At 66.9% G+C, this 25,603-nt stretch carries 27 protein-coding genes; 20 read left to right on the top strand and 7 right to left on the bottom strand.

What is annotated here, in order from left to right; genetic code table 11:
- Window positions 1–53: 53 nt before the first annotated feature.
- The 4 genes from J2X98_RS14185 to J2X98_RS14170 all read right to left on the bottom strand — a co-directional run bounded on the left by J2X98_RS14185 (window position 54) and on the right by J2X98_RS14170 (window position 3,151).
- Window positions 54–419, bottom strand: a complete 366-nt coding sequence (locus tag J2X98_RS14185) for a metal-sensitive transcriptional regulator (protein WP_141944902.1) — start codon at window positions 417–419, stop codon at window positions 54–56.
- A 306-nt stretch (window positions 420–725) separates the two neighbouring features.
- Window positions 726–1,238, bottom strand: a complete 513-nt coding sequence (locus J2X98_RS14180) for a universal stress protein (RefSeq protein ID WP_307309293.1) — start codon at window positions 1,236–1,238, stop codon at window positions 726–728.
- Window positions 1,239–1,319: 81 nt separating this feature from the next.
- Complete coding sequence (locus J2X98_RS14175; protein ID WP_307309290.1) at window positions 1,320–2,081, bottom strand: class F sortase; 762 nt, start codon at window positions 2,079–2,081, stop codon at window positions 1,320–1,322.
- A 101-nt stretch (window positions 2,082–2,182) separates the two neighbouring features.
- Complete coding sequence (locus J2X98_RS14170; RefSeq protein ID WP_307309287.1) at window positions 2,183–3,151, bottom strand: hypothetical protein; 969 nt, start codon at window positions 3,149–3,151, stop codon at window positions 2,183–2,185.
- 275 nt (window positions 3,152–3,426) lie between these two features.
- On the opposite strand from J2X98_RS14170, the gene J2X98_RS14165 reads away from it, so the two are divergent.
- The 3 genes from J2X98_RS14165 (at window position 3,427) to J2X98_RS14155 (ending at window position 5,083) form a co-directional block, all read left to right on the top strand.
- The gene (locus J2X98_RS14165; RefSeq protein WP_141944910.1) at window positions 3,427–3,627 is read left to right on the top strand and encodes a hypothetical protein; all 201 of its coding nucleotides are present in this window, start codon (window positions 3,427–3,429) and stop codon (window positions 3,625–3,627) included.
- Window positions 3,628–3,693: 66 nt separating this feature from the next.
- Window positions 3,694–4,803, top strand: a complete 1,110-nt coding sequence (locus J2X98_RS14160) for a WD40/YVTN/BNR-like repeat-containing protein (RefSeq protein ID WP_307309284.1) — start codon at window positions 3,694–3,696, stop codon at window positions 4,801–4,803.
- On the top strand, window positions 4,763–5,083 hold the full coding sequence (locus J2X98_RS14155) for a MoaD/ThiS family protein (protein WP_373460891.1): 321 nt from the start codon (window positions 4,763–4,765) through the stop codon (window positions 5,081–5,083). Before J2X98_RS14160 ends, J2X98_RS14155 begins: the two co-directional genes overlap by 41 nt.
- Window positions 5,084–5,161: 78 nt before the next feature.
- On the opposite strand, the gene J2X98_RS14150 is transcribed toward J2X98_RS14155, so the two are convergent.
- Complete coding sequence (locus tag J2X98_RS14150) at window positions 5,162–5,398, bottom strand: hypothetical protein (protein ID WP_141944914.1); 237 nt, start codon at window positions 5,396–5,398, stop codon at window positions 5,162–5,164.
- Window positions 5,399–5,503: 105 nt separating this feature from the next.
- Window positions 5,504–6,754, bottom strand: a complete 1,251-nt coding sequence (locus tag J2X98_RS14145) for a pyridoxal phosphate-dependent aminotransferase (protein WP_307309280.1) — start codon at window positions 6,752–6,754, stop codon at window positions 5,504–5,506.
- Window positions 6,755–6,905: 151 nt separating this feature from the next.
- Between J2X98_RS14145 and J2X98_RS14140 the strand changes: the two genes are divergently transcribed.
- The gene (locus J2X98_RS14140) at window positions 6,906–7,829 is read left to right on the top strand and encodes an AEC family transporter (protein WP_141944917.1); all 924 of its coding nucleotides are present in this window, start codon (window positions 6,906–6,908) and stop codon (window positions 7,827–7,829) included.
- A gap of 52 nt (window positions 7,830–7,881) precedes the next feature.
- The gene (locus tag J2X98_RS14135) at window positions 7,882–8,967 is read left to right on the top strand and encodes an ATP-dependent DNA ligase (protein ID WP_141944918.1); all 1,086 of its coding nucleotides are present in this window, start codon (window positions 7,882–7,884) and stop codon (window positions 8,965–8,967) included.
- Window positions 8,968–9,071: 104 nt separating this feature from the next.
- On the opposite strand, the gene J2X98_RS14130 is transcribed toward J2X98_RS14135, so the two are convergent.
- Window positions 9,072–10,391 (bottom strand): MFS transporter, encoded by a 1,320-nt coding sequence (locus tag J2X98_RS14130; RefSeq protein ID WP_307309274.1) that lies wholly within the window; start codon window positions 10,389–10,391, stop codon window positions 9,072–9,074.
- A gap of 233 nt (window positions 10,392–10,624) precedes the next feature.
- Here J2X98_RS14130 and J2X98_RS14125 point away from each other — a divergent pair, with 233 nt between their 5' ends.
- The 15 genes from J2X98_RS14125 (at window position 10,625) to J2X98_RS14055 (ending at window position 25,603) form a co-directional block, all read left to right on the top strand.
- Complete coding sequence (locus tag J2X98_RS14125) at window positions 10,625–11,488, top strand: IclR family transcriptional regulator (RefSeq protein ID WP_373460890.1); 864 nt, start codon at window positions 10,625–10,627, stop codon at window positions 11,486–11,488.
- Between the two features lie 149 nt (window positions 11,489–11,637).
- Window positions 11,638–12,519: a shikimate dehydrogenase gene (locus J2X98_RS14120; protein ID WP_307309271.1), complete on the top strand. Its 882-nt coding sequence runs from the start codon at window positions 11,638–11,640 to the stop codon at window positions 12,517–12,519.
- Entirely contained in the window at window positions 12,519–14,402 is a 1,884-nt protein-coding gene (locus J2X98_RS14115) for a bifunctional sugar phosphate isomerase/epimerase/4-hydroxyphenylpyruvate dioxygenase family protein (RefSeq protein ID WP_307309268.1), read from the top strand. Before J2X98_RS14120 ends, J2X98_RS14115 begins: the two co-directional genes overlap by 1 nt.
- A gap of 45 nt (window positions 14,403–14,447) precedes the next feature.
- Window positions 14,448–15,317, top strand: a complete 870-nt coding sequence (pcaH, locus tag J2X98_RS14110; protein ID WP_307309265.1) for a protocatechuate 3,4-dioxygenase subunit beta — start codon at window positions 14,448–14,450, stop codon at window positions 15,315–15,317.
- Between the two features lie 2 nt (window positions 15,318–15,319).
- Complete coding sequence (pcaG, locus tag J2X98_RS14105) at window positions 15,320–15,877, top strand: protocatechuate 3,4-dioxygenase subunit alpha (protein WP_141944929.1); 558 nt, start codon at window positions 15,320–15,322, stop codon at window positions 15,875–15,877.
- A complete protein-coding gene (locus tag J2X98_RS14100; protein ID WP_307309262.1) occupies window positions 15,874–17,346 on the top strand; it encodes a lyase family protein in 1,473 nt (490 codons plus the stop codon). The genes pcaG and J2X98_RS14100 overlap by 4 nt, the downstream gene beginning before the upstream one ends.
- Window positions 17,339–18,157 carry an alpha/beta fold hydrolase gene (locus J2X98_RS14095; RefSeq protein WP_307309260.1) on the top strand — a complete coding sequence of 273 codons (819 nt, stop codon included), beginning with the start codon at window positions 17,339–17,341 and terminating at the stop codon, window positions 18,155–18,157. Before J2X98_RS14100 ends, J2X98_RS14095 begins: the two co-directional genes overlap by 8 nt.
- Entirely contained in the window at window positions 18,154–18,594 is a 441-nt protein-coding gene (pcaC, locus tag J2X98_RS14090; RefSeq protein ID WP_141944935.1) for a 4-carboxymuconolactone decarboxylase, read from the top strand. The genes J2X98_RS14095 and pcaC overlap by 4 nt, the downstream gene beginning before the upstream one ends.
- Window positions 18,591–19,787 (top strand): thiolase family protein, encoded by a 1,197-nt coding sequence (locus tag J2X98_RS14085; RefSeq protein ID WP_307309256.1) that lies wholly within the window; start codon window positions 18,591–18,593, stop codon window positions 19,785–19,787. Before pcaC ends, J2X98_RS14085 begins: the two co-directional genes overlap by 4 nt.
- A 3-nt stretch (window positions 19,788–19,790) precedes the next feature.
- A complete protein-coding gene (locus J2X98_RS14080) occupies window positions 19,791–20,492 on the top strand; it encodes a 3-oxoacid CoA-transferase subunit A (RefSeq protein ID WP_307309253.1) in 702 nt (233 codons plus the stop codon).
- 1 nt (window position 20,493) lies between these two features.
- Window positions 20,494–21,168 (top strand): 3-oxoacid CoA-transferase subunit B, encoded by a 675-nt coding sequence (locus J2X98_RS14075; protein ID WP_141944941.1) that lies wholly within the window; start codon window positions 20,494–20,496, stop codon window positions 21,166–21,168.
- A 23-nt stretch (window positions 21,169–21,191) separates the two neighbouring features.
- Window positions 21,192–22,004: an IclR family transcriptional regulator domain-containing protein gene (locus tag J2X98_RS14070; protein WP_307309247.1), complete on the top strand. Its 813-nt coding sequence runs from the start codon at window positions 21,192–21,194 to the stop codon at window positions 22,002–22,004.
- A gap of 109 nt (window positions 22,005–22,113) precedes the next feature.
- Complete coding sequence (locus J2X98_RS14065) at window positions 22,114–23,643, top strand: efflux RND transporter periplasmic adaptor subunit (RefSeq protein ID WP_307309244.1); 1,530 nt, start codon at window positions 22,114–22,116, stop codon at window positions 23,641–23,643.
- A 2-nt stretch (window positions 23,644–23,645) separates the two neighbouring features.
- Entirely contained in the window at window positions 23,646–24,365 is a 720-nt protein-coding gene (locus tag J2X98_RS14060; RefSeq protein WP_307309241.1) for an ABC transporter ATP-binding protein, read from the top strand.
- Window positions 24,362–25,603, top strand: coding sequence for an ABC transporter permease (locus tag J2X98_RS14055; RefSeq protein ID WP_141944952.1), 1,242 nt, complete (start codon window positions 24,362–24,364; stop codon window positions 25,601–25,603). Before J2X98_RS14060 ends, J2X98_RS14055 begins: the two co-directional genes overlap by 4 nt.

Below are 25,603 nucleotides of genomic sequence, written 5' to 3'. Positions count from 1 at the left end.
TTGCTCCTTCATGTGGTGCCGGCGCTGGCCGGGGTGGATTGTGGACTGTGGGGTCAGCGCAGCAGGCGGCCAATGGCGTCGGCAGCTTCCTTTACCTTGGCGTCAATGGCTTCGGCACGTGCATCGGGATCCGGCTCGGAGGCCGCCCCCACCACGCAGTGGCCGATGTGTTCCTCCACCAGGCCAAGGCTGACGGCGTGCAGGGCCTTGGTGACGGCGGCAACCTGGGTCAGGATGTCGATGCAGTACTTGTCCTCATCCACCATCCGGGCAATGCCCCGCACCTGGCCCTCAATGCGCTTCAGGCGCCGCAGGTACGCGTCTTTGTTTCCCGTGTACCCGTGCTCTTGCACAGTTCGGGCATCGGGGGCCGACCCCGTAGCTGCCACGGTGGCAACGGCTTCTTCAGTGGCGTCCATGCCGCAAACATATACCCCATAGGGGTATCAGCACAAGTACCCCTACGGGGTATCCGACCGGAACCCGGCCATGAATTGGTGGCACTGTGACGAAGGCGTTCAGGGCACAAAAAAGCTCCGGAGTGCGTTATTGGGGGATACGCACTCCGGAGCAGCTCTTGGGCAATTCCGGCTTCCACCTGGGCGGATCGGCCTTGCTTGAACCAGCTTACTGGCTGGTACGGCACTGCGCCAGCATCCCGAATAACTACTTTCGCTTTACTTTAAGCAGGCCCCAATGCCGGGTATTTTGCCGGAAAGCCCACACTAAGGCCGGTCTTCATGCGCCGGCATTCGGTAGGGCACCACCAGGACCGGGCGGCTTTGGTGATGGCTCAGCCACGCCCCCACCGATCCATTGAGGGCCTCCGAGAGCCAGTGCGAGAATCCCCGTTCGGAAGTGCCAACAATGATGATCGGGGAATCCAACTCGGCTGCCACCTGGCCCAGGGCCCGGGCCGGATCGCCGGTGAGTGTGCGGAAGGACCAGTCCAGCGTCCCGCGGTCCGGCGGCAGGTTGTCCACCGTGGCCTGGACCTGCGACTTCAGGCCTGTGGTGAGGGCCAGCATGTCGTCGTCGGCATCGGGGTGCAGTGAAAGGCGGTGCGCGGACCGGGCAGGATCCCATTCCACCAGGTAGCTGGCCTCGTCCACATAGGCGCAGACCAAAGGCACCCCCAGTCGGGCAGCCAGCATGGTCGCAGTTTGGAGGACCTCCGGGTGCTGCTTGGGCATGATCCCCACCAGCAGCGGAGCAGTATTGATGTGTTCCCCTGTCATGCGGCCAATTGTCCGCCTGGCCGCGGGGTGTGAACAGGTCCGTTCGGCCCGGAAAGACGCGCAGCACCGCCGCCCGGGCGGCTACTGGGGGTCGGCGGGGTATGCCGTGACCACCACGTTTTTGCCCCACGGGTCCTCGGTGTAGCAGCTGATGAGGACAAGCCGGTTGGGCACCATGTCCCACACGGCGCTGTCCTTGAGTCCGGACTTCAGGTACGTCGTGATGCTGTCCACCCGGTAGCTGATGGTTCCGGCTGCGGTTTCTACCTCAATGTGGTCGCCGACGGCCGCCGCCGAACTGAGGTGGTTGAAAGGGGCATCCGCGCCTTCCCAGCTGTGGCCAATGACGTAGGTGGTGTTGCCGGAGCCTTTCCCCGGGACTCCGAACGGCGTCAGCCAGTAGCCATCCTTCGTTGCGGGCGGTTCGATAGTCCGGCTGGACTGGGCTTCACCGTCCAGGTCCAGTGGATGGATGGCCACGTCGAAGGCTGCCGACGGATAACGGATGTGGATGGGCGGGGCTGCGGCCGGAACTTCGGGCCCTGCTGCTTCCGAAGAGCCCGGCGTTTGGGCTTCCGCAGGCTGGGCAGGCCCAGCTGCTCCGGCCGCGGCCCCGCCATCAGAGGGTGCTGGGGCCGCAGGGGCAGTCCTGGCGGCAGGCAACGGCGCAGGGCGGGCTAGGGCTGTGGGGTGGGACTGGGCCGAAGGCTGGAACAGGGGAGCGCCGAACGTGAACGACAGGAAGGCGAGGAATCCACACACCAAGATGGCCAGATCGCCCCGGTTCCACCGCAGGATGCCGCGCCGCATGGGCGCTGCGTGCCGGCTTCGATCCTGGCCCATTGCATTCCTTACGGGTCGGCGGGGGTGGAAGGAAGGCGCCCCGCCGGGCACTGGCAGAACGCCTTCCTTGTCAGGGGCCACGGGCGGTGGCGGTGTTCCGGCTAGCCGCCGGTGTGCAGCGGACGCGACTGGCGCCGTACTGCCACTGCGGTCCCCGCGGCAGCCAGCGCTCCCAGGCCGGCGAGCCACCCCGGCAGGCCATCGGGTGCTCCCACCGCGGTCTGGGCGTTGTAGCCCTGGTTGGTTCCGACGGCGACCGGGGCCGGGACAGCAGCCTTGGGTGCGGAAGTCGGCGTCTGGGCGGGGGCTGTAGCGTTCGGAACCACAGTGACGAGACCTGTTCCGGTGTTGGTTACACCGGTGGTGGTGTCGCCGCCAGTGTTGGTTCCGCCGCTGCCGGTGTTTCCGCTGGTGCCGCCGCCGCCAGTGTTGGTGCCGCCGCCGGTGCTGGTGCCGCCGCCGCCAGTGTTGGTTCCGCCGCCGCCGGTGCTGGTGCCGCCGCCGCCGGTGTTGGTTCCGCCGCCGTTGCCGTTGCCGTTGCCGCCACCGTTGCCGCCGCCGTTGCCGTTGTTGGTTCCGCCGCCGTTGCCGTTGCCGTTGCCGCCACCGTTGCCGCCGCCGTTGCCGTTGCCGTTGCCGCCGCCGTTGTTGGTTCCGCCGCCGTTGCCGTTGCCGCCGCCAGTGTTGGTTCCGCCGCCGCCGTTGTTGGTTCCGCCGTTGCCGCCGCCAGTGTTGGTTCCGCCGCCGCCGTTGTTGGTTCCGCCGCCGCCGTTGCCGTTGCCGCCGCCAGTGTTGGTTCCGCCGCCGCCGTTGTTGGTTCCGCCGTTGCCGCCGCCAGTGTTGGTTCCGCCGCCGTTGCCGTTGCCGCCGCCGTTGCCGCCGCCATTGTCAGTTCCGCCGCCGGCGTTGCCGCCGCCGTTGTTGGTGCCGTTGACATTGAATTCCAGCGGGATCACGGCGCTTCCGTCCGAGTGGGCTAGCGCAGCCTGGTCGGAAGCCGCGATGGCCGGTGCTGTGAGGCTGATAAGGCCAAGCCCCATCACCCCCATTGTTGCTAAGGTGCGTTTCATTTTTTCTCCCCAGATATGTCAAACGGACCATGGCGAGGGAAGGCCAGCGGTTAAGCCCTATGCCTCAGCAGCACGGTCAGCTTGCTTTGAGATTTCAGGCTAGGGGCGCCGCCGAAGGCAGTCGCCAGTAGGGGGTACTTGTCTTTTCCCCCGGCTGGCCAGGCAAGTTACCTGCCAGTACCCGAAGTCTCGTCCCGGTTACCTGCTTCTGCGGGAGCACCTTGTCCACGGCCACGGCCACGCCTACCGTTTTAAATGGGTGAAGGAGGTGAGCGGTGGAAATCTTCATGTGGTGGCTGGACCTGGACCTGGCCAGCAAGGAGTGGCTGCGGCAAAACCTCCGTGCGGAGGATCTGCCCCTTCCGGTGCTCCAAGGCATCGCGGAGGCCGGCGGTCCCCATCCGGGGAACCCGGCCGGCGTCCTGACGGCGGCGGACTGGGATTTCATCGAGACCCAGTCGGAGTTCGTGGACTGATCCCCCGCCGGGACGGGGGGTTTGCAGGGCTGAAAACCGTTGCGCCGGGGCCCATCCGGTGGTTGCATGGTCCGCATGGCAACGGCGTCAGAAACATTTGTCCTGGCAATCGGCACGAAAAAGGGGCTGTGGCTGGCCACGAGCCCGGACAGGCAGGACTGGTCCCTGACCGGCCCGCATTTCCTGATGGCGGAGATTCCCAGCATCGGGATCGATACGAGGGAAGGCCGTACCCGGATCCTGGTGGGGGTCCGCAGCCCGCACTGGGGACCCACGGTTGCGCACTCGGATGACCTGGGTGCCACCTGGACCGAACCGGAACAGGGCGCCATCAGATTCCCTGCGGACACGGGGGCTGCACTGGAGCGCGTCTGGCAGATCTACCCGGACGCCGGGTCCCGGCCCGGAGTGGTGTGGGCAGGGGCCGAGCCGATTTCCGTGTGGAAATCCACGGATGGCGGCGAACACTTCGAGTTGAACCGCGGCCTGTGGGACCACCCGCACCGCAGCGAGTGGGGAGCGGGCTACGGCGGCGCCGCAGCGCATTCAATCGTTGTGGACCCGGCCGGCGAAACGGTGCACGTAGCCATGAGCACCGGTGGGGTCTACCGATCGCTCGATGCCGGCGCCTCCTGGGAACCGCGCAACAAAGGGATCTCGGCCTACTTCATGCCGGACCCCAACCCCGAGTTCGGCCAGTGCGTGCACAAGATCGCCGCCGACGCGGGGGCGGCGGGACGCCTTTACGCCCAGAACCACCACGGCGTGTACCGGACAGACGACAATGCGGACACCTGGAAGTCCATCGCCGAGGGCCTGCCGGCCGACTTTGGCTTCGTGATGCTGACCCATCCCAGGCGCGAAGGCACCGCGTGGGTGGTGCCGCTCAAGGCCGACGGCGAACGCATCCCTCCGGATGGGAAGCTCGCCGTCCACCGCACGGACGACGCCGGAAATACCTGGAAGCACCTGAGCGCGGGCCTTCCCGACCATGAGTACAACAGTGTGCTCAGGGACGCAGCGTCGGTGGACACCGCTGAACCGGCAGGCGTCTACTTTGGTACGCGCGGCGGCACGGTTTACGCGAGTGCGGATGAAGGGGAAACGTTCAGGGAGGTGGCCTCCCACTTGCCCGATGTCCTGTGTGTCCGGGCGGCAGTGGTGGCCGGTGCCTGACATTGTGCTGCTGCTCCCCAGCGTTCTGCAGCCCCTGGCCGGCGGGCAGTCCGTACTGACTGCGCCCGCCGACGGGCCGGTGACGGTGGCAAGCCTGCTTGATGCGGTTGCCGCGGAGTATGCCGTACTTGGCAGGCGGCTCCGCGACGAAACCGGGTCGCTCAGGAGGTTCGTCAACATCTATGTCGACGGCAATGAGGTGCGGCGGCTGCAGGGCATGGAAACCCAGGTCTCACCGGGACAGGAGGTCCTGGTGATCCAGTCCGTTGCAGGCGGGTGACGCGAAGGGCCGATGGCTGGCGGGCAGTCCTGGCTGACTACACCCGCCGTACCGGATCCGGCTTCCGGGTCACAGCTCCTACGCCACCCGCCAGACGCTGCACTCATCGGTATTGATGGCTTTCCGGACGCCCGTGATCCGGTCCAGGATCCACACCACGCCAATTCCGGGTGCCGTTTCCTGCACGCTGCCGCGGCGGATCACCACGTCGTCGTAGGACGGCCCCACCGAAAGGCGGGCTTCGATTTCGTCGCCGCGGTGGAGCTGGTCCAGGGCGCGCACTCTGGTTACATGCGGCGTCGCTTTCTTCAACATCGGGGCCTCCTGGCTGGAGCTGGTGCCGGCTCTTGCCTGCACTAACCAGTGTGTGCGTCCAATGTTGCCGACCGGTTTCCTGGCTGTTAGGGACCGGTTAGTTCTTTAATCCGCAACTGTTTCCACCTCGTAGTCCGCCTCACGGTTGCGGTAGGCGGCCAGGAACGTGGAGATCCGCCGCACGGCTTCCTCAATCTCGCGGACCGACGGAAGGATGACGAACCGGAAGTGGTCCGGGGTGGGCCAGTTGAAAGCCGAGCCGTGGGATACGAGGATTTTCTGGTCCTTGAGCAGATCCAGCACAAACTGCTCGTCGCTGGCGATCGGATAGAGCTCCGGGTCCAGCCGCGGAAAGAGGTACATGGCGCCGGACGCAGGAACACAGGTGACACCGGGAATGGCCGTGAGAAGTTTGTGGGCGAGGTCCCGCTGCTCGCGCAGCCTGCCGCCCGGTTTCACCAGTGCCTCAATGCTTTGATACCCGCCCAGGCAGGTCTGGATGGCGTGCTGGGCAGGAACGTTGGCGCACAGGCGCAGGGAGGCCAGTAACTCCAGTCCTTCCCGGTAGGCCGCAGTGGCGGCCAGCGGCCCGGTGACGGCCACCCATCCTGCCCGGTAGCCGGGCATGCGGTACGCCTTGGACAGGCCGCTGAACGTCAGGCAACACACGTCCTCGGCCACGGATGCCGTGTGGATGTGGGTGGCACCGCCGTACAGCACCTTCTCGTAGATTTCGTCCGAGAACAGGACCAGGTTGTGCTTCCGCGCCAGGGCCGCGAACTGCTCCAAAATGTGGCGAGGGTAGACGGCGCCGGTGGGATTGTTCGGGTTGATGATCACGATGCCCTTGGTACGGCTGGTGATTTTTGCCTCCACATCGGCCATGTCCGGCCACCAGTTGTCCGCCTCGTCGCAAAGATAGTGCACGGGCTTGCCGCCGGTGAGGGTTACGGCGGCCGTCCAGAGGGGATAGTCCGGCGCCGGGACCAGGATCTGGTCGCCGTTCTCCATGAACGCCTGGAGGCACATGGAAATCAGTTCGCTGACGCCGTTGCCGATCACGATGTCCTCGACCCCAATGTTCATCAGTCCACGGGTCTGGTAGTACTGCGAGATGGCGGTCCGGGCGGTAAAGATGCCTTTCGAGTCGCTGTAGCCCTGGGCGCCGCGCAGGTGGTGGATCATGTCGACCACCACCGACTCCGGTGCTTCCAGGCCGAACGGTGCCGTGTCCCCGAGATTCATCTTCAGGATCCGGTGGCCCTCGGCCTCCATGTTCTTGGCTGCCTGGAGGATCGGCCCCCGGAGTTCGTACCGGACGTTCTCGAGCTTGCTGGAATGCTGCATGGCGTGCATGGCTGATTTTTTCACAAAGCCGGGCAGCGGATGGCAGCCGGGCCATACTGTGGACGCCTCCCGGCATCGCCGCGCCCATCGGATAAGTTTGGGACTTGTAGTACTGCCATTCCGCAGTAGTGCATGGCGGTAGCGGAAGGAAGTACCCCACGTGGGCGGTGTGCTCATCGGACTGGCGGTGATCGGCGTCGTCATTGCCGTGGGTTATGTCGCCGCGCGGTGCGGCCTGGGCGATGAACCCACCATCTCCGCACTGACCCGGACCGCCTTCTTCATCACCAATCCGGTGCTGCTCTTTACCGTCGTGCTGAAATCGGACCTCTCCGTGGTCTTCTCCGCCTATGTGCCGCTGGCCATGATCACAGCCGCGGTCACCGGACTGCTGTACGTGGCCGCCAGCAGGATCTGGTTCCGGCGGCCCATGGCCGAAACGGCGGTCGGCGCGATGGCCGGGTCCTACGTGAACGCCAACAACATCGGCATACCCATCACGCTCTACGCATTGGGTGACGCCACGGCGGTGGCTCCCGTCCTCCTGGTCCAGCTGCTCCTGTTCGCCCCGTTGGTCCTTACCCTGCTGGACCTCTCCGAGGCCGGCCGGTTCTCACCAAGGCTGGTCCTGACCCAGCCCTTCCGCAATCCCATGATCATCGCCTCGCTCCTGGGCGTGGTCCTCGCCGCGTTCCACGTGCAGCTGCCGTCCCCGGTGATGGCGCCGTTGACCCTCCTGGGGGGCGCGGCGGTCCCGGTGGTTCTCCTGGCCTTCGGCATGTCGCTGCGCGGGACCACGATGCTCCGCAGCGGGGGGCACACAGCGGAAATCCTCACCGCCACGGCACTGAAGTCCGCCGTGATGCCGGCGGTGGCGTTCGTCGTCGGACGTTTCCTCTTCAACCTGGACCACCGCATGCTCCTGGGGGTCGTGCTCATGGCAGCCCTTCCGTCGGCGCAGAACGTGTTCCTGTTCGCGAGCAAGTACGGGCGCGGCGTGGCGGTGGCACGCGAAACCATCCTGCTCACCACGGCCGCCGCAGCCCCGGTCCTGGTCCTGGTCGTCTGGCTGCTGGCGGCCTGACAAGCGCGCGCCGCCCTACCGCCCGGGGCGCCGGCCGGGCAAGAATGGGCACATGGAACTTCCCGTGATGCCGCCCGTCCCGCCCATGCTCGCCAAGGCCGTCAGCGGCATCGACGGAATCCCGGGAGGCGGGGAGCTCAGCTATGAACCCAAGTGGGACGGGTTCCGGTCCATCATTTTCCGCGACGGGGATGACCTGGAGATCGGCAGCCGCAACGAAAAGCCCATGACCCGCTATTTCCCGGAACTCGTTGCGGCGCTCAAGGAAAACCTGCCGCCGCGCTGCGTGGTGGACGGCGAAATCATCCTGGTGGGTGCCTCCGGTGACCGGCTTGATTTCGACGCCCTGCAGCAAAGGATCCATCCCGCCGCCAGCCGGGTACAACTGCTGGCACAGCAGACACCGGCAAGTTTCGTGGCCTTCGACCTCCTGGCCCTGGATGCCGACGACTATACCGGCAGGCCTTTTGCGGAGCGGCGTGCGGCTCTGGAGAAGGCGCTCGCGGCCAGCAAGGCACCCGTGCACCTGACGGCCGCCACCACGGACAAGGACACGGCGGCGCGGTGGTTTGAGCAGTTCGAGGGCGCCGGACTGGACGGCATTGTGGCCAAACGCCTGGACGGCCGGTACGAGCCGGACAAGCGCGTCATGTTCAAGGTCAAGCACGAGCGCACCGCGGACTGCGTTGTGGCCGGCTACCGGCTGCACAAGAGCGGGCCGGACGCCATCGGCTCGCTGCTGCTGGGCCTGTACAAGGACGACGGCGGCCTGGCCAGCGTGGGCGTGATCGGCGCCTTCCCGATGAAACGGCGCCAGGAACTGTTCGAACAGCTCCAGCCCCTGGTGACGGACTTCGACAACCATCCCTGGGCGTGGGCCAAACAGGCAGAAGGCGAACGGACCCCGCGGAATGCCGAAGGCAGCAGGTGGAGCGCCGGGAAAGACCTGTCCTTTGTCCCGTTGCGGCCCGAATTGGTGGTGGAGGTCCGCTACGACCACATGGAGGGCGAGAGGTTCCGCCACACGGCCCAGTTCAACCGCTGGCGCCCGGACCGGGATCCGGAATCGTGCACCTATGAGCAGCTGGAGGAGCCGGTGAACTTCGACCTCGCCTCAGTGTTGGAGACCGGCAGGTAACCACGGTGGTGCCAAACTGGCCCTCCTTTAAAGGGGGAGAGCCCGCCATTTGGGGGAATGACGGGCTCTGGGTCTTAAGACCGGGCTGGACTGTAAGGGCCGCCCTACTTCAGGCCCAGTTCCTTGGTGGGGGTCCGGAAGGATTCCTTGGCGGTCAAGGCGGACACAGCCGCAACGGCGCAGATGATGCCGGTGAAGATGGTGATCTGCACCCAGCCGCCGGGCTTGATGCCGCCCATGGCAGCCACGATGGCCGGTGCGAAGCCTGCCATCAGGAAGCCCAGCTGGGTTCCGATGGCCAGGCCGGAGAAGCGGACCTTAGTGCTGAACATTTCGGCGTAGAAGGACGGCCAGACCGCGTTGGCGGCTGCGTAGCCGCCGGAGAAGTAACCGATCGCGGCCAGGAACATCAGGGGAACGCTGTGGGACTCCAGGCTCAGCAGGAACACGGGCGTGAGGACGGCGCTGGCCAGGGCGCCGTAGATGAAGACGGGCTTGCGGCCGATCCTGTCTGCCAGCATCCCAAAGAACGGCTGGGTGCCCAGGGCCACGATGTTGGCAGCAACCACCAGCCACAGGGTAGTGGTGCCGTCCACGCCGGCCACGGTCTTGGCGTAGCTGATGGCCAGGGTGCCGAAAACGGTGGAGACCGCGGCGATGAATGCGCAGCAGATCACGCGGAGCACGTCGCGCCAGTGGCCCTTGAGCAGGTCCGCTACGGGCAGCTTGGCGATCTGGGCTGTCTTCCGGGCCTCTTCGAAGGCGGGCGGTTCGTGCAGGGTGCGGCGGATCAGGAACGCTACAACAACCACGGCGGCGCTGAGCCAGAACGGGATGCGCCAGCCGATGCCGAACTTGATCTCATCCGGCAGGGTCAGGACGGGGATGAATACCAGGGCTGCGAGGATCTGGCCGCCCTGGGTGCCGGTGAGGGTCCACGAGGTGAAGAATGAACGGCGGTTGTCCGGGGCGTGCTCCAGGGTCATGGAAGAAGCGCCGGCCTGCTCTCCCGCGGCGGAGAGGCCCTGGCAGAGGCGGGTCAGTACCAGCAGGGCCGGAGCCCACCAGCCAACCGTGCGGAAGTCCGGCAGGCAGCCGATGACGAAGGTGGATGCACCCATGAGCACCAAAGTGAACATCAGGACCTTCTGGCGGCCCACCCGGTCGCCGAAGTGGCCCAGGATGATGGCGCCGATGGGCCGGGCCACGTAGGCGAACCCGAAGGTGGCGAAGGACATGATGGCAGCGTTGGCATCCGCACTGGGGAAGAATACGGTGGGGAAAATCAGCGCCGCGGCGGAGCCAAAGATGAAGAAGTCGTAGTACTCGACGGCGCTGCCGAGGAAGCTGGCGAGGGCGGCCTTCCTGGGCGTCCCGGCGGAGGTGAGGGCACCCGCCCCGGCGGACGGAAGTGTCTTGCTCATGGTGTTCCTTTGGTGTGACGACATTGTCGCGGATGGATCTGGGGGTCGCAGCCGCCGCTGCCTTGGTGCGGGCGGGGTGCGATGCGGCTGGAGTCCGGAAAAGACCCGGCATAAGTAGCCACATTGTGGGAGCTACTTGTGCGATATAGAAACTATGACTGTGAGGGCTGTCACCTGTCAAGAAAAATAATCATCATCTAGAAGCAGCTCTCACATTGTGGCAATATGGAGTTATGAGTGTGAACCAAACCACAGCGGCCAATGAAGAATCCGCTGTCGCCGCAACGGCCGCAGAACCCGTAAATGCCATGCCTCCGGCGGGGAAGGTCGGCGCGCGTCCTGCCGACCGCACGGACATGGTGGGCAAGGCCCTTGGCCTGCTCGTCCTGCTGGGTGACGAACCGCGTGGCGCTACCGCCGCGGACATATCGCGCCGGGCGGAGCTTCCGTTCAGCACCACCTACCGGCTGCTTGGCTCCCTGACCCGCGATGGCTTTGTCGACTATGAGCCGGACGGGCGCCGCTACCACCTGGGCCTGAGAATCTTCCAGCTGGGGCAGCGTGTCTCCAACCACCATGGCTTTGCCGGGACGGCCATGCCCATCCTCCGCCGCGTCACTGAGCAAACCGGCGAAGCAACCATCCTCAGTGTCCGCGACGGCCTGCACCACCTGACCGTCAGCAAGGTGGATGGGCCGCAGACTTTCCGCGTGACCAGCGACCCCGGCCACCTCGGGTCGCTCTCCACTACGGCGGTGGGCAAGGCCCTGGTGGCGTTCGCGGAGGATGCGGAGCGTGAAAAGCTGCTGGCCGAGCTTCCGCTGGAGGCGCTCACCGGGAAATCCATCACGGACCGCGATGCCTTCAGGGCTGAAATCGAGAAGGTGCGCCGACAGGGCTACGCCGTCATGGACGAGGAAAACGAGGCCGGCATGCGCGCGGTGGCCGTACCGCTGCTCAATGACCAGGGGCATGCCTTCGCTTCGCTGGCAACTGCCGTGCCGGTGTTCCGGCTGGACCTCGAGGGGCTGACCACCCACGTGCCCCTGCTGCAGGAAGCTGCCGCAGAACTGGCCGCCCGGCTGCCGCAACGGTAGGAGTTATCCGGGTCGCGGGCTCTTCCTGCCCAATTTGTTCGTATCTAGAACACTAGTGCGAGACGTGAACATTTGCTGTACTGTAATCCCTATCACCCGCTACGCCGCCAGTTATGCGTATCCGGTGCCGTACCAAAGGAGCTGCCCGCATGAGCAATCGAACTGAGTCCTACCTCGTGGGACTGGTTGGTGATGGCGTGATGCCCTCGCTCACGCCGCCCATGCACGAACGGGAAGGCGACGTGCAGGGCCTGCGCTACCTGTACCGGCCTATCGACCTTCTGGAGCTGGGACTGCCCGGTGAGTCTGTGGGCGCCATCCTGCAGAGCGCCCGCACCCTGGGCTTCAATGGCCTGAACATCACGCACCCCTGCAAGCAGCTGGTCCTTCAACACCTCGATGAGGTGAGCCCGGACGCCCGCCGGCTGGGCGCCGTCAACACCGTGGTCATCCGCGACGGACGCTTCATCGGCCACAACACCGACTTCTCGGGCTTCGCTGCAGCGCTGGCAACCGGCCTGCCCGGAGCCAGGCTGGACCGCGTGATGCAGCTTGGCGCCGGTGGCGCCGGGTCCGCCGTCGCCTATGCCCTGCTGACCGCCGGAGTCCGCACGCTGCACCTGGTGGATGTTGACCCCGCGCGGGCCGCAGCCCGGGCAGCCGAGCTCGCGGGCTTCTTCCCCGGCCGCACCATCACGGCAGGCACGACGGCGGAGCTGCCGCAGCTCATGCCCCTGGCCGACGGCCTGGTGCACTGCACACCGGTGGGGATGGCAGCCCACCCCGGGGTCCCCCTGGACCTCGACCTGGTCGAATCCCGGCACTGGGTGGCGGATATTGTCTACCGGCCCATCGAGACCGAACTGGTGCGCGGCGCCCGCGCCAAAGGCTGCGACGTCCTGGACGGCGGCCGCATGGCCGTGGGCCAGGCCGCCGACGCGTTCCGCATCTTCACCGGCCTGGACGCGGATCCTGACCGCATGCGCTCGCACTTCCTCGAACTCGTGGCCGCCGAGGAGGTGGCCGCCTGATGCGCACTGGAATCGCCACCGTCTGCCTCTCCGGCACACTGAAGGAAAAGATGCACGCCTGCGCCATCGCGGGCTTCGACGGCATCGAGATCTTCGAGCAGGACCTGGTCACCTCGCCCCTCAGCCCCGAACAGGTACGCACCATGGCCGCGGACCTGGGCCTGGGCCTGGACCTGTACCAGCCGTTCCGGGATTTCGACGGCGTCACCCCTGACCTGCTGAAAGCCAACCTCCGCCGCGCAGAAGCGAAATTCAAGCTCATGTCCCGCCTGGGCATGGACACCATCCTGGTCTGCTCCAACGTTGCCACCGCCACGATTGACGACGACACCGTCCGCGCCGAACAGCTGGCGCAGCTCGCCAACCTCGCCGGCGACCACGGCATCAAAGTCGCCTACGAGGCACTGGCCTGGGGCAAGTACGTCAACGACTACGAGCACGCCCACCGCCTCGTGGAGATGGTGGACCACCCCAACCTCGGCACCTGCCTGGACTCCTTCCACATCCTGTCCCGCGACTGGGAGACCTCCCACATCGAGGCCTTCAACCCGGACAAGATCTTCTTCGTCCAGGTAGCCGACGCCCCCAAGCTCTCCATGGACGTCCTGTCCTGGAGCCGCCACTACCGGGTCTTCCCGGGAGAGGGGCAGTTCGAGCTGGCCAAGTTCATGGGCCACGTGGTCCGCGCCGGATACACCGGGCCGGTCTCGCTGGAGGTCTTCAACGACGTCTTCCGGCAGTCCGACGTCGAACGCACCGCGGTGGACGCCATGCGCTCCCTCATCTGGCTGGAGGAACAGAGCGCCAAGTGGCTTGCCGGCACCTCCACGGACACCGTGCAGGGCGCCGGCGGCCCGAACCGCCGTCGTTATCCCATGGAACTGGCCACGCTGCCCAAGGTGAACGAACCAGCCGGGTTCAACTTCGCCGAAGTGAAGGCGGACGATACCGCGCAGCTGGAGAAGCTCCTTGGCCAGCTCGGCTTCGCGTTCGAGGGCCGGCACCGCACCAAGGACGTCCAGCTGTGGACCATGGGCCAGGCCCGGGTGATCATCAACGAACAGGCCGCGCAGCACGCGGAACCTGCCATCGCCGCGCTGGGGTTCGACGTCGATTCCCCCGTGATTGCCTCCGCCCGGGCGCAGCAGCTCAAGGCCCCGGTGGTGGCCCGCAAGGTCCAGGCGGACGAGGAAGTGTTCCAAGGCATTTCCGCGCCGGACTCCACCGAGATCTTCCTCTGCCAGGGCAGCCCGGACGGAACGGCTGCCTGGACGCACGAATTTGGGGAAGGGCTGGAACACCCCTCCGCTGGAGCCAGGGCGGTCATTGACCACGTCAACCTCGCCCAGCCGTGGCAGCACTTCGACGAAGCGGTCCTCTTCTATGCGAGTGCCTTGGCCCTGGAGCCCCAGCCCTTTGCCGAGGTGCCCAGCCCCAGCGGCCTGGTCCGTTCCCAGGTCATGCAGACCTCCAACGGTGCGGTTCGGCTCGTCCTGAACCTCGCCCCCATCCAGCAGGCGCGGAACGAGGCCCGCAAGACCTACCAGGAGCACATCGCCTTCGCCGTGGACGACCTCGTGGCAACGGCCCGCGCCGCGCGGGACCGGGGCCTGGAATTCCTGCAGATCCCGGCCAACTACTACGAGGACCTTGACGCCCGGTTTGATCTTGAGCCGGAATTCCTGGCCACCCTCCAGGAACTCAACCTGCTGTTCGACCGCGACGCCGACGGCGAATTCCTGCACTTCTATACGGCCACGGTGGGCAGTGTGTTCTTCGAGATGGTGGAACGCCGCGGAAACTATGACGGCTACGGCGCCCCGAATGCTCCGGTGCGCCACGCCGTGCAGTACGACTCGCTGCACCGCAGCCCCCGGCCGTAAAAGCCACAGACGCAAGACAACCAACAGATCAGAAAGGAGCCAGCCGTGCCGGAAGACATCACCGCAGAGCTGGAGTCCGAGGAACTCGTGCCCCCGGCCGAACCGAAGGCTGCCCACCAGCTGGACAAGGCCATCGAATCCCAGGCGGACCTCAGTGCAGAGATCAACGCCATCGGCGAGGCATACCAGCGGGCCCTCAAAGACGGCGCCCAGGCCGAGATCCAGCCCCGCCTGGACTACCCGCCGTACCGCAGCAGCATCCTGCGCCACCCCACCAAGAGCCTGCAGCACGCCGACCCCGAGACCATCGAGCTGTACTCGCCGGCGTTCGGGCACCAGGACGTGCACGCGCTGGAATCGGACCTGACCATCCAGCACAACGGCGAACCGCTCGGTGAGCGCATCATCGTCTCCGGCAAGGTCCTGGACGGCGACGGCCGCCCGGTAGCCGGGCAGCTGGTGGAGATCTGGCAGGCCAACTCTTCCGGCCGCTACATCCACAAGCGCGACCAGCACCCTGCCCCGATCGACCCCAACTTCACGGGTATCGGCCGCTGCATCACCGGCCCGGACGGCTCGTACCGGTTTACCACCATCAAGCCCGGCGCCTACCCGTGGAAGAACCACCTGAACGCGTGGCGCCCGGCGCACATCCACTTTTCGCTGTTCGGCACCGAATTCACGCAGCGCATCATCACCCAGATGTACTTCCCCGGAGACCAGCTCTTCCCGCTGGACCCCATCTACCAGACCATCGTGGACCAGGACGCCCGCGACCGGCTGGTGGCCACCTACGACCACAGCCTCACCGAACCCGAGTGGGCACTCGGCTACAACTGGGACATCGTCCTGACCGGTCCCAAGCGGACCTGGACCGAAAATGAAGCATACGGCGACGCCGGGGATGAGGAGTAGAGATGAGCACCAAACTGGTACCCACCCCCGGCCAGACCGTGGGCCCGTTCTACGGCTACGCCCTCCCGTTCGAGAAGGACAACGAACTCCTGGCCCCGGGCTCACCCGGTTCCATCCGCCTGCAGGGCACCGTGTATGACGGCGCCGGGCACACCATTCCGGACGCCATCCTGGAAATCTGGCAGCCCGACGCGGAGGGCAACATCGTCCAGCGCACCGGGTCCCTGGTCCGTGACGGCTACACCTTCACCGGCTGGGGCCGCGGCGCCGTGGGCAACACCGGCGTGTTCACCTTCACCACCGTCAACCCCGGCCCCACCAAGCCGGGTGCCGCACCCTTCATCTCCGTGGCGCTCTTCGCCCGGGGCCTCACCAACCGACTGTTCACCCGCATCTACCTCCCCGAGGACACCGAGGCCCTGGCCAACGACCCCCTGCTCAGCGCGCTCGACCCCGAGCGCCGCAAGACGCTGATCGCCCGCCGCGATCCCGACGGCGGCCTCACCTGGGACATCCGTCTCCAGGGCGGGGACGAGACGGTCTTCCTGGACTTCCAGTGACCCACGCCGCCGCCACGGGAGATCTGCGCGCCTTCGCGGAAGAGGCCGACGCCGGCCTGCTCAGTCCCGTCTCAGCGTCACCCTTGGTGGCGGCGCTGACGGGGGACCGGGCAGTGCTGGCGGCGATCCTCGCCGTCGAATCGGGCTGGGCCGCCGTGCTGCAACGGGCGGGCCTGGCACCTGCCGGTGCCGCCGCCGTCGTGGCCTCCGCCGCTGAGGCGGGGCGCTACGACCTGGCCGATACTGCGCTGCGTGCCCAGGGCGGCGGCAACCCGGTAATCCCGCTGCTGGCGGACCTCCGGAAGAAGGTTGCGGCGCTGGACACCGCCGGAGTTGGTGCGGCGCGGGCGGTGCACACCTCGCTGACCAGCCAGGACGTCCTGGACACCGCCCTGATGCTGCTGGCCCGCAACACCGTCCACGCGGTCCTGGCGGACCTGAAAGGCACCACGGCGGCGCTCGCGCACCTGGCCGGGCAGCATGGGGACACCCTGTGCGTGGGCAGGAGCCTGACGCAGCATTCGCTTCCTTACACCTTCGGGCTTCGGGCGGCGCAGTGGTTCCAGGGCGTGGCCGCCGCGGGCCGCCAGCTGGAGGCACTGCAGTTCCCGGTCCAGTTCGGCGGTGCGGCCGGAACTCTCGCGGCCGGAACCGTGCTGACAGAGGGCTCGCACGCGACGCCGTTCAGCCTTGCCGACAACCTGGCAGCCCAGCTTGGCCTGGCCCCGGCCCCGGCTCCCTGGCACACCAACCGCCTTGCCATCACGTCCCTCGGGCACGCTCTCGCCTCTGTACTGGACGCCTTCGGCAAGATCGCCGCGGATGTCCTGTTCCTGAGCCGTCCGGAAGTGGCCGAGCTCGCCGAGCCGCGCGCCGCCGGCCGCGGGGTGTCCTCCGCCATGCCGCAGAAACAGAACCCCGTACTGTCCGTCCTGGTCCGCAGTGCCGCCCTGCAGGCGCCACAGCTGGCAGCCCAGCTGCACGTGGCGGCCGCCAACTTCAACGACGAACGCCCGGACGGGGCCTGGCATACCGAGTGGCCGGCACTGCGGCAGCTGCTGGCCCTCACCCTCGGTGCGGCCGGGCACATCCGGGAACTCGCTGAAGGGCTGGGCGTGTTCCCGGCCGCCATGCGCCGCAACCTGGAGCTTGCCGGACCGCTGCTGCTGGCCGAAGGCGTTAGCACCGCAGTGGCCCCACTGCTGACGGAGCAGGACGGCCGCAGCGGCCAGCAGCAGCTGCAGCACGTGGTGGACCAAACGCTGCAGGTGCCCCCCGCAGAGCAGGCCGCCACGTACCGCAAGCTGGTCCGTGACGCAGTTCCCGCCCTCGTCGTCCCTGATGCACGGCTGGAAGAGCTCCTGGACCCCGCCAGCTACCTTGGCCAGTCGGCGGAGATTACCCGCCGCATCCTGGCAGCCTTCCCTGACTTTGTTTCCCCCGACGCGAATGGAGCTTCCCATGGCTAAACCGGCCCTGAAAGCAGCGCTGCTGTCCCCCCAGCGACCCCTGGGCGACCACCCCCTGGTGGTGGCCGGTCCGTCCCTGGGCACCTCGTCGATCCTGTGGAACAGGGTGGCATCCCTGCTCGGCCATGACTACGACGTGGTGGCGTGGGACCTGCCAGGCCACGGGGTTTCTCCGGTCGCCACCGCCGCGTTCGACGTCGCCGCGCTGGCTGACGCTCTGGTGGACCTGGTTGATTCGATCGCCCCCGGTGAGAATTTCCACTACGCCGGTGTTTCCCTGGGGGGTGCCGTGGGGCTCCAGCTGGGCATCAGGCACGGGGAGCGCCTCAAGAGCCTGTCCGTGCAGAACAGCGGCGCCAAGATCGGTACCCCCGAGGGCTGGCTGGAGCGCGCCGAAACCGTCCGCACCCAGGGCACGCCGGTAATGATCCAGGGCTCCGCGCAGCGCTGGTTCGCCCCGGGCTTCATGGACCGGGAACCCGAATTCAGCAGCCGGCTCCTGCATTCCCTCCGGGACGCGGACCGTTTCAGCTACGCCTTCTGCTGCGAAGCGCTGGCCGCCTTTGACGTCCGCAATGAGCTCGGCGGCATCACCGTCCCCACCCAGGTCATCGCCGGTGCACTGGACGGTGTGGCTACCCCGGCCATGGCGGAGGAAGTGGCTGCGGGCATCACCGCCGGGGGCGGCACCGCCACGGCTGTCACCATCGAGGGGATCGCCCACCTGGCTCCCGCCGAGGCCCCGGCGCATGTCGCCGATCTCATGCGCAGCCTGATCAGCTGGGTCGAATCGCGGGCGGCAGCCAAATGAGCGGCGCGGAACGGCAGTCTGCTGACCGTCGCGGCGTAGTCCAACCCGGCGCCACCAGCCAGGAAATTTACGACGGCGGCATGGTGGTCCGGCGTGAAGTCCTGGGTGATGCACACGTGGACCGTGCCAACGCCAACAAGGACGAGTTCACCGACGACTTCCAGGACATGATCACCCGCATCGCCTGGGGCGGCATCTGGACCCGTCCCGGCCTGACCCGGCAGATGCGCTCCGCGGTCACCATTACCGCCATGGTGGCGCACGGCCACTGGGAGGAGTTGGCCATGCACATCCGTGCTGCCATCACCAACGGCCTCAGCAGGGACGAGATCAAGGAAATCCTGCTGCAGACCGCCATCTACTGCGGAGTTCCCTCCGCCAACACCGCCTTCAAGACCGCCCAGCAGGTCTTCAAAGAAATGGATGAACCTTCATGAACCAGGCTTTTGTGTACGACGCCGTGCGCACCCCGTTCGGTAAGTTCGGCTCCGGGCTTGCCGCTGTGCGTCCGGATGACCTTGCCGCGCACGTGATCAAGGAGTCGGTGCGGCGCGCTCCGGGTCTTGATGTTGAGCGGATTGATGAGGTGGTGTTCGGCAACGCGAACGGCGCCGGCGAGGAAAACCGCAACATCGCCCGGATGGGCACCCTGCTGGCCGGGCTGCCGGTGTCGATCCCGGGCACGACCGTAAACCGGCTCTGTGGGTCCTCGCTGGATGCGGCGATCATCGCGTCCCGCCAGATCAATGCCGGCGACGCCGACCTGCTGCTCGTCGGTGGTGCGGAATCGATGTCCCGTGCCCCGTGGGTTTTGCCGAAGACGGAGAAGCCGTACCCGGCCGGCGACATGACCCTGGCGTCCACCACGCTGGGCTGGCGCCTGGTGAACAAGGCGATGCCCAAGGAGTGGACCATTTCCCTGGGCGAGGCCACCGAGCGGCTCCGCGAGAAGTACGGGGTCACCCGGGAGGCGCAGGACGAGTTCGCCGCGGCCTCGCACAACCTGTCCGCCGCCGCCTGGGACGAAGGGTTCTATGACAACCTGGTGGCTCCGGTGCCGGGAACGGACCTGGTGCGGGACGAAGGGGTGCGCCCCGGCTCGTCCGCGGAGAAGCTTGCGGGGCTCAAGACGGTGTTCCGGACCGAGAACGGCACGGTTACCGCCGGCAACGCGTCGCCGTTGTCCGACGGCGCCTCCGCGGCCTGGGTGGGGTCCGAGGCGGCCGCCGGGCTGCTGGGGTTGGATCCGCTGGCCCGTATTGCCGGGCGCGGCGCGCACGCCAACGACCCTCAGTACTTCGGCTACGGCCCCGTCGAGGCGGCGAACAAGGCCCTCGAAAAGGCGGGCATCGGCTGGGACCAGGTGGGCGCCGTCGAACTTAACGAAGCCTTCGCCGCGCAGTCCCTGGCCTGCATCAACGCCTGGGGCATCGACCACAACATTGTGAACCGGCACGGCGGCGCCATCGCGATGGGCCACCCGCTGGGTGCTTCCGGGACCCGGATCCTGGGCACCCTGGCCCGGTCCCTGCAGGCCTCCGGGGAACGCTGGGGCGTGGCCGCCATCTGCATCGGCGTCGGCCAGGGCCTGGCCGTCGTCCTCGAAAACGTCACCGCTGGAAAGGCGTAAGTAATGCTGAACTTTGTTGAGTCGGTCCAGGAGGCCGTGGCCGGGATCAAGGACGGCTCCACCGTGATGATCGGCGGGTTCGGCAACGCCGGCCAGCCGTTTGAGCTGATCGACGCGCTGCTGGAGTGCGGTGCCACGGAGCTGACGGTGGTGAACAACAATGCCGGGCAGGGTGACCAGGGCCTGGCGCTGCTCATCAAGGAAGGCCGGGTGAAGAAGATGATCTGCTCCTTCCCGCGGCAGTCCGATTCCTGGCACTTCGACGCCAAGTACAAGGCCGGCCAGATCGAGCTCGAACTGGTGCCGCAGGGCAACCTCGCCGAACGCATCCGCGCCGCCGGTGCCGGCATCGGCGGGTTCTTCACCCCCACCGGCTACGGCACCATGCTGGCCGAGGGCAAGGAAACCCGGTTCCTGGACGGCAAATGGCAGGTCTTCGAGACCCCCATCCACGCCGACGTCGCACTGATCAAGGCACTCAAGGCGGACGGGAAAGGCAACCTCGTCTACCGCAAGACCGCCCGCAACTTCGGCCCCATCATGGCCGCCGCCGCGAAACACACCATTGTGCAGGTGTCCGACATCGTCCCCACCGGCGTCCTGGACCCGGAGAACATCGTGACCCCCGGCATCTTCGTCAACAGCATCGTCAAGGTTGCCGGCAGCGGCCTGGGCACCTCCACCACGGCAGGAAAGGCGGCCTGAAATGAGCCTCACCGACACCAGCATCAAGACCTCCGAAACCGCCCTCGGCCGCGATGACCTCGCCAAGCTGGTAGCCCGCGACATCGCGCCCGGGTCCTTCGTGAACCTGGGCATCGGCCAGCCAACGCTGGTGTCCAACTACCTCACCGAGGAACAGAACATCACCCTCCACACGGAGAACGGGATGCTCGGCATGGGCCCCGAGGCCAAGGGGGATGAGATCGACGAGGACCTGATCAACGCCGGCAAGATTCCGGTCACCGAACTCCCCGGCGCGTCGTACTTCCACCACGCGGACTCGTTCGCGATGATGCGTGGCGGGCACCTGGACATCTGCGTGCTGGGCGCGTTCCAAGTCTCCGTCACCGGCGACCTGGCCAACTGGCACACTGGCGCACCCGGCGCGATTCCCGCCGTCGGCGGTGCCATGGACCTCGCCACCGGCGCCAAGGACGTCTTCGTCATGATGACCCTCCTCACGCGCGAGGGCGCCTCGAAGATCGTGGACGCCTGCACCTACCCGGTCACCGGCGTCGGCTGCGTCACCCGCGTCTACACCGACAGGGGCGTGTTCCTCACCGGCCCCGAGGGCGTGACCGTCCGCGAAACCTTCGGCTGCACCCTCGAAGAACTCCAGGAGCTCATCCCCGTCCCCCTCAAGGCCGCGTCTGCCTGAGGACGCCCCTAGGATTGGTAACCATGACCGACGCCGCAGGGACAGAGACCAGGACAGCCCCGCAGGCCAGCGACCAGTATGTCCAGTCGCTGGCCCGGGGCCTGGCCGTGATCCGGGCCTTCGACGCTGAGCGTCCCGTCATGACGCTCAGCGAGGTCGCCTCCCGCACCGACCTGACGCGCGCCACCGCCCGCCGGTTCCTGCACACCCTGGTGGAACTGGGGTACGTCCGGACCGACGGCAAGACGTTCGCCCTGACGGCCAAGGTCCTCCAGCTGGGGTACGCGTACCTCTCGGGGCTGTCCCTGCCACAGCTGGCGCAGCCACACCTGGAGGAACTGTCCCTGAAGCTGGGCGAGTCCACCTCCGCTGCCGTGCTGGACGGCACCGACATCGCCTACATTGCCCGGGTCACCACCCGCCGGATCATGACCATCGGCATCACAGTGGGCACCCGCTTCCCCGCGTACGCCACGTCGATGGGCCGGGTACTGCTCGCGCACCTGCCCCCTGCCGAGCTCAAGGAGTACCTGGCGGCCGCGGACATCAAGCCGCTCACTCCGCGTGCCCTGGGCACAGCGGCCGAGTTGCTGGCCGTCCTGGAAACCGTCCGCGCGCAAGGCTGGTGCCTGCTCAACCAGGAACTGGAACTTGGCCTCATGTCCGTCGCGGCGCCCGTGTATGACGGTGCCAAGGTGGTGGCAGCCGTGAACGTGTCGCTGCAGGCCCAGTCAGTCGAGGCCAAGCCTGACCCCGAAGGCTACCTCGCGTCGGTGGCACAGGAAATCATGGCCACCGCCAGGCTCATCTCCGCAGACCTCACTGCGCGGGGGTAGCTCCATTTGCAGGCGGGTGAACCTGGTTGGAACGAAACATTAAGTCTCAATCGCCCTGCTCCCACTAATTTCACGGCATTTCTTCAGGCGGCCCTTTTAGGGTCCAGCCATGACCTCAAAAACCCTCGTTATCAACCTGGGCCTGGGCGCCGTCATCGTGGCCCTCGGCGCAGGCACCTATCTCACGGCTACCGCGGCTGGATCCACCACCCCGGCGGCGGCCACGAGAACGGTAACGGTGAGCAAGGCAGCCATCTCCTCGGTGGCCACAGCCTCGGGCAATGTCGCCCCGCAAACCACCACGGTGGTCAACGCGCAAAACTGCAGCGGCGTGATCCTTTCGGTGGCAGCAACACTGGGCCAGCAGGTGACCGCCGGCCAGCCGCTGCTGTCCATCGATCCCACCAACGCCCAGAACGCCCTCAACGCCGCCCAGGCCCAACTCGATTCAGTGACGGCCCAGGCCAACCAGCAGCAGGTATCCGCCGCCGGGCAGGTGGCCACCGCAAACCAGGCCCTGGTCAACGCCCAGCAGTCCGCCGGCCTGGACGCGTCCCAGCAGTCGGCAACTGTGTCCGCGGCCCAGAAAGCTGTCGATGCCGATAACGCTGCCGTGACTGCCGCGCAGTCCGTGCCCGTCCCCAGCCCGAAACCTGCCAACTGGACGGACCCGGTGGCGGCAGCCCAAAACCAGCTGGCCAAGGACCAGGCCGCGCTGACCCAGGCCCAGAACCAGGAGGCGTCCACGCAGCTCAAGGACAAGCAGCAGGTCGCCTCCGCCACCACCGCCCTGGGCAACGCCCAGAACAGCGCGGCCTCGGCAGGGGGCACCAACGTCACCAGCGCCCAACTCGCCGTCGACACCGACAAGGCAAACCTCGCCGCCTGCAATCTGACCTCACCCGTGGCCGGAACCGTCACCTCGGTCAGTGCGACGGCCGGCGCGCTGACGGGGTCCTCCCCGGCTTCCTCGGCAGGTTCCTCCGGGACGGCAGCCAGTGGCGGCACCGGGGCGGCCGCGTCCGCCTCGTCGGCGAGCTCGTCGTCCGGCGGGGCAAGCTCCGGCAGCGGCCTGGTCACCATCAGCGACACGGGCCACCTGCAGGTGGTGGCTGGCTTCTCTGAATCCGACGTCACCAGCATGAAACCGGACCAGACGGCCCAATTCACTTTTCCCGCACTGGCACAGGACCCGGCCGCGGCACCAGTCACCGGCAAGGTGGTCTCCATAGCCCAGACCGCGAGCACGACCAACGGCGTGGTCACCTACCCGGTGACGGTCTCCATCGCCAATCCGCCGGCAGGGCTGAGGCTTGGCCAGAGTGCCAACATTTCGGTCACGACGGCCACGGCCGACGACGCCCTGGTGGTCCCCAGCCTGGCCATCACCACTACGGGTAACCGGCAGACCGTCAACGTCCTGAAAAACGGCACCCCCACACCGGTAACGGTCACCACGGGGATCAGCGCCAACGGGCGTACCCAGGTCCTGACCGGCCTCGCCGAAGGGGACCAGGTTGAACTGCCCGCCATCTCCAGCACCCTTGACACCGGCAGCACCCCGACCGGCGGCGGCTTCGGCGCCGGGGGGCTGGGCGGCGGCAGCAACCGGGGCGGCGCCCGGAACGGCGGCCAGTAGACATGCCCACTGTCATCGAACTGTCCGGCGTCAGCAAGGTCTACGGCAGGGGCGAGGCTGAGGTCCGCGCACTGGACAAGGTGGACATCTCGATCGAGCGGGGCGACTTCGTGGCCATTATTGGGGCTTCGGGATCCGGCAAGTCCACCATGATGAACATCATCGGCTGCCTCGATGCCCCGAGCACGGGAAGCTACCGCCTGGACGGCATCAACACCCGGGAACTGGATGAATACCAGCAGGCACAGATCCGCAACCGCAAGATCGGCTTTGTGTTCCAGAACTTCAACCTGATCTCAAGGACCAGGGCCGTGGACAATGTGGCCATGCCGCTCGCCTACGCGAAAGTGGGGCGGCACGAGCGGCGCAGCCGCGCGCTTGCCATGCTGGATACCGTGGGACTGTCCAGCCGGGCGGGACACAAGCCGTCGCAGCTTTCGGGCGGCCAGCAGCAGCGCGTCGCCATCGCCAGGGCCCTGGTGACCAACCCGGTCCTCCTTCTGGCCGATGAGCCCACCGGAGCGCTGGATTCGCGGTCCTCGGCCGAGATCCTGGATCTCTTCGGGACCCTGCACGCCAGTGGGCGGACCATCGTGATGATCACCCACGAAATGGACGTCGCAGAGCGTGCCGGCCGGGTGGTGCGGATGCAGGACGGCAGGATCGTATCCGATGTCCGGCAGCAACCGGTGCCCGCGGGAACCTTTGCGGTGGCGCCGTGAACCTTCTCGAATCCGCGCGGTTCGCCCTGTCCGGGGTGGCCGCCAACAAGATGCGTTCGGTACTCACCACGCTGGGAATCCTGATCGGCATTGCCGCTGTCATCATCCTGCTCGCGGTCGGGGCCGGGACCAGCAACAACATCAAGGCCCAGATCGGCAAGCTGGGCACGAACGTCCTGACCGTCAGCCGTTCCACCAGCGTGGGGGGACGCAGCACGGGCGGCCAGGCCGGGACAAGCCGCACCCGCAGCACCAACCTCACCCTCGACGACGAGCACGCGCTCACGGACGCTGTGCTGGCGCCGGATGTGGCCCGGACGGCACCGATCGCCCAGGCGCAGGGCGTCACCGCAACGTACACCAGCGCCACCCATTCCGTGGCGAGCTTCCTGGGGACCACGGCGTCGTACTTCGATATCACCAACAGCGCCATGGCGTCCGGGGCGTCCTTTACCGACGCCGACCAGCAGGCGGGGAACCCCGTGGCCGTCATCGGCAACACGGTGGCCAGCGACCTCTTCGGCAACGCCACCGGTTCCGCGGTGGGCCAGACCATCCAGCTGAACGGCCAGAACTTCACGGTGTCCGGCGTCCTCGCAGTCAAGGGGTCCACGGGCCTGAACGATCCGGATGACATCGTGGTGGTGCCGTTCTCCGCCGCGCAGAACAAATTCACCGGGTACGCGCCCACGCTGGCATCGATTACCGTGCAGGCTGCCTCCGCGGACGTCATGAACCAGGCACAAAACGAGATCCAGATGATCCTGGACGCCCGCCACCACGTTGACTCCACCAACCGCGACTACCAGGTGCGCAACCAGGCGCAGATCCTCACCACCGCCACCAACACCACCCAGACACTGACCATCCTGCTCGGCGCCGTGGCGGCCATCAGCCTCCTGGTGGGAGGGATCGGTGTCATGAACATCATGCTGGTCACCGTGACCGAACGTACCCGCGAGATCGGCATCCGGAAGGCCATCGGTGCGTCCAGGGGCAGCATCGTGACGCAGTTCCTGATCGAATCCCTGGTGATTTCCGTAATCGGTGGAGTGGCCGGGATCGCCGTCGGCTTCGCCGGCAGCGCATTCCCGGTTCTCGGTGTACAACCCGAGGTGCAGGCATGGACAGTCTGGCTGTCCCTGGCGGTATCCGCCGTCATTGGACTGGTATTTGGGGTCTACCCCGCCAACAAGGCCGCGAAGCTGCGGCCCATTGATGCCCTCCGCTATGAATAG

This window comes from Pseudarthrobacter enclensis (assembly GCF_030811655.1).
Classification (GTDB): domain Bacteria; phylum Actinomycetota; class Actinomycetes; order Actinomycetales; family Micrococcaceae; genus Arthrobacter; species Arthrobacter enclensis_A.
Note: the sequence above shows the minus strand (reverse complement) of the source record. Positions and strands in the feature narration are given on the sequence as shown.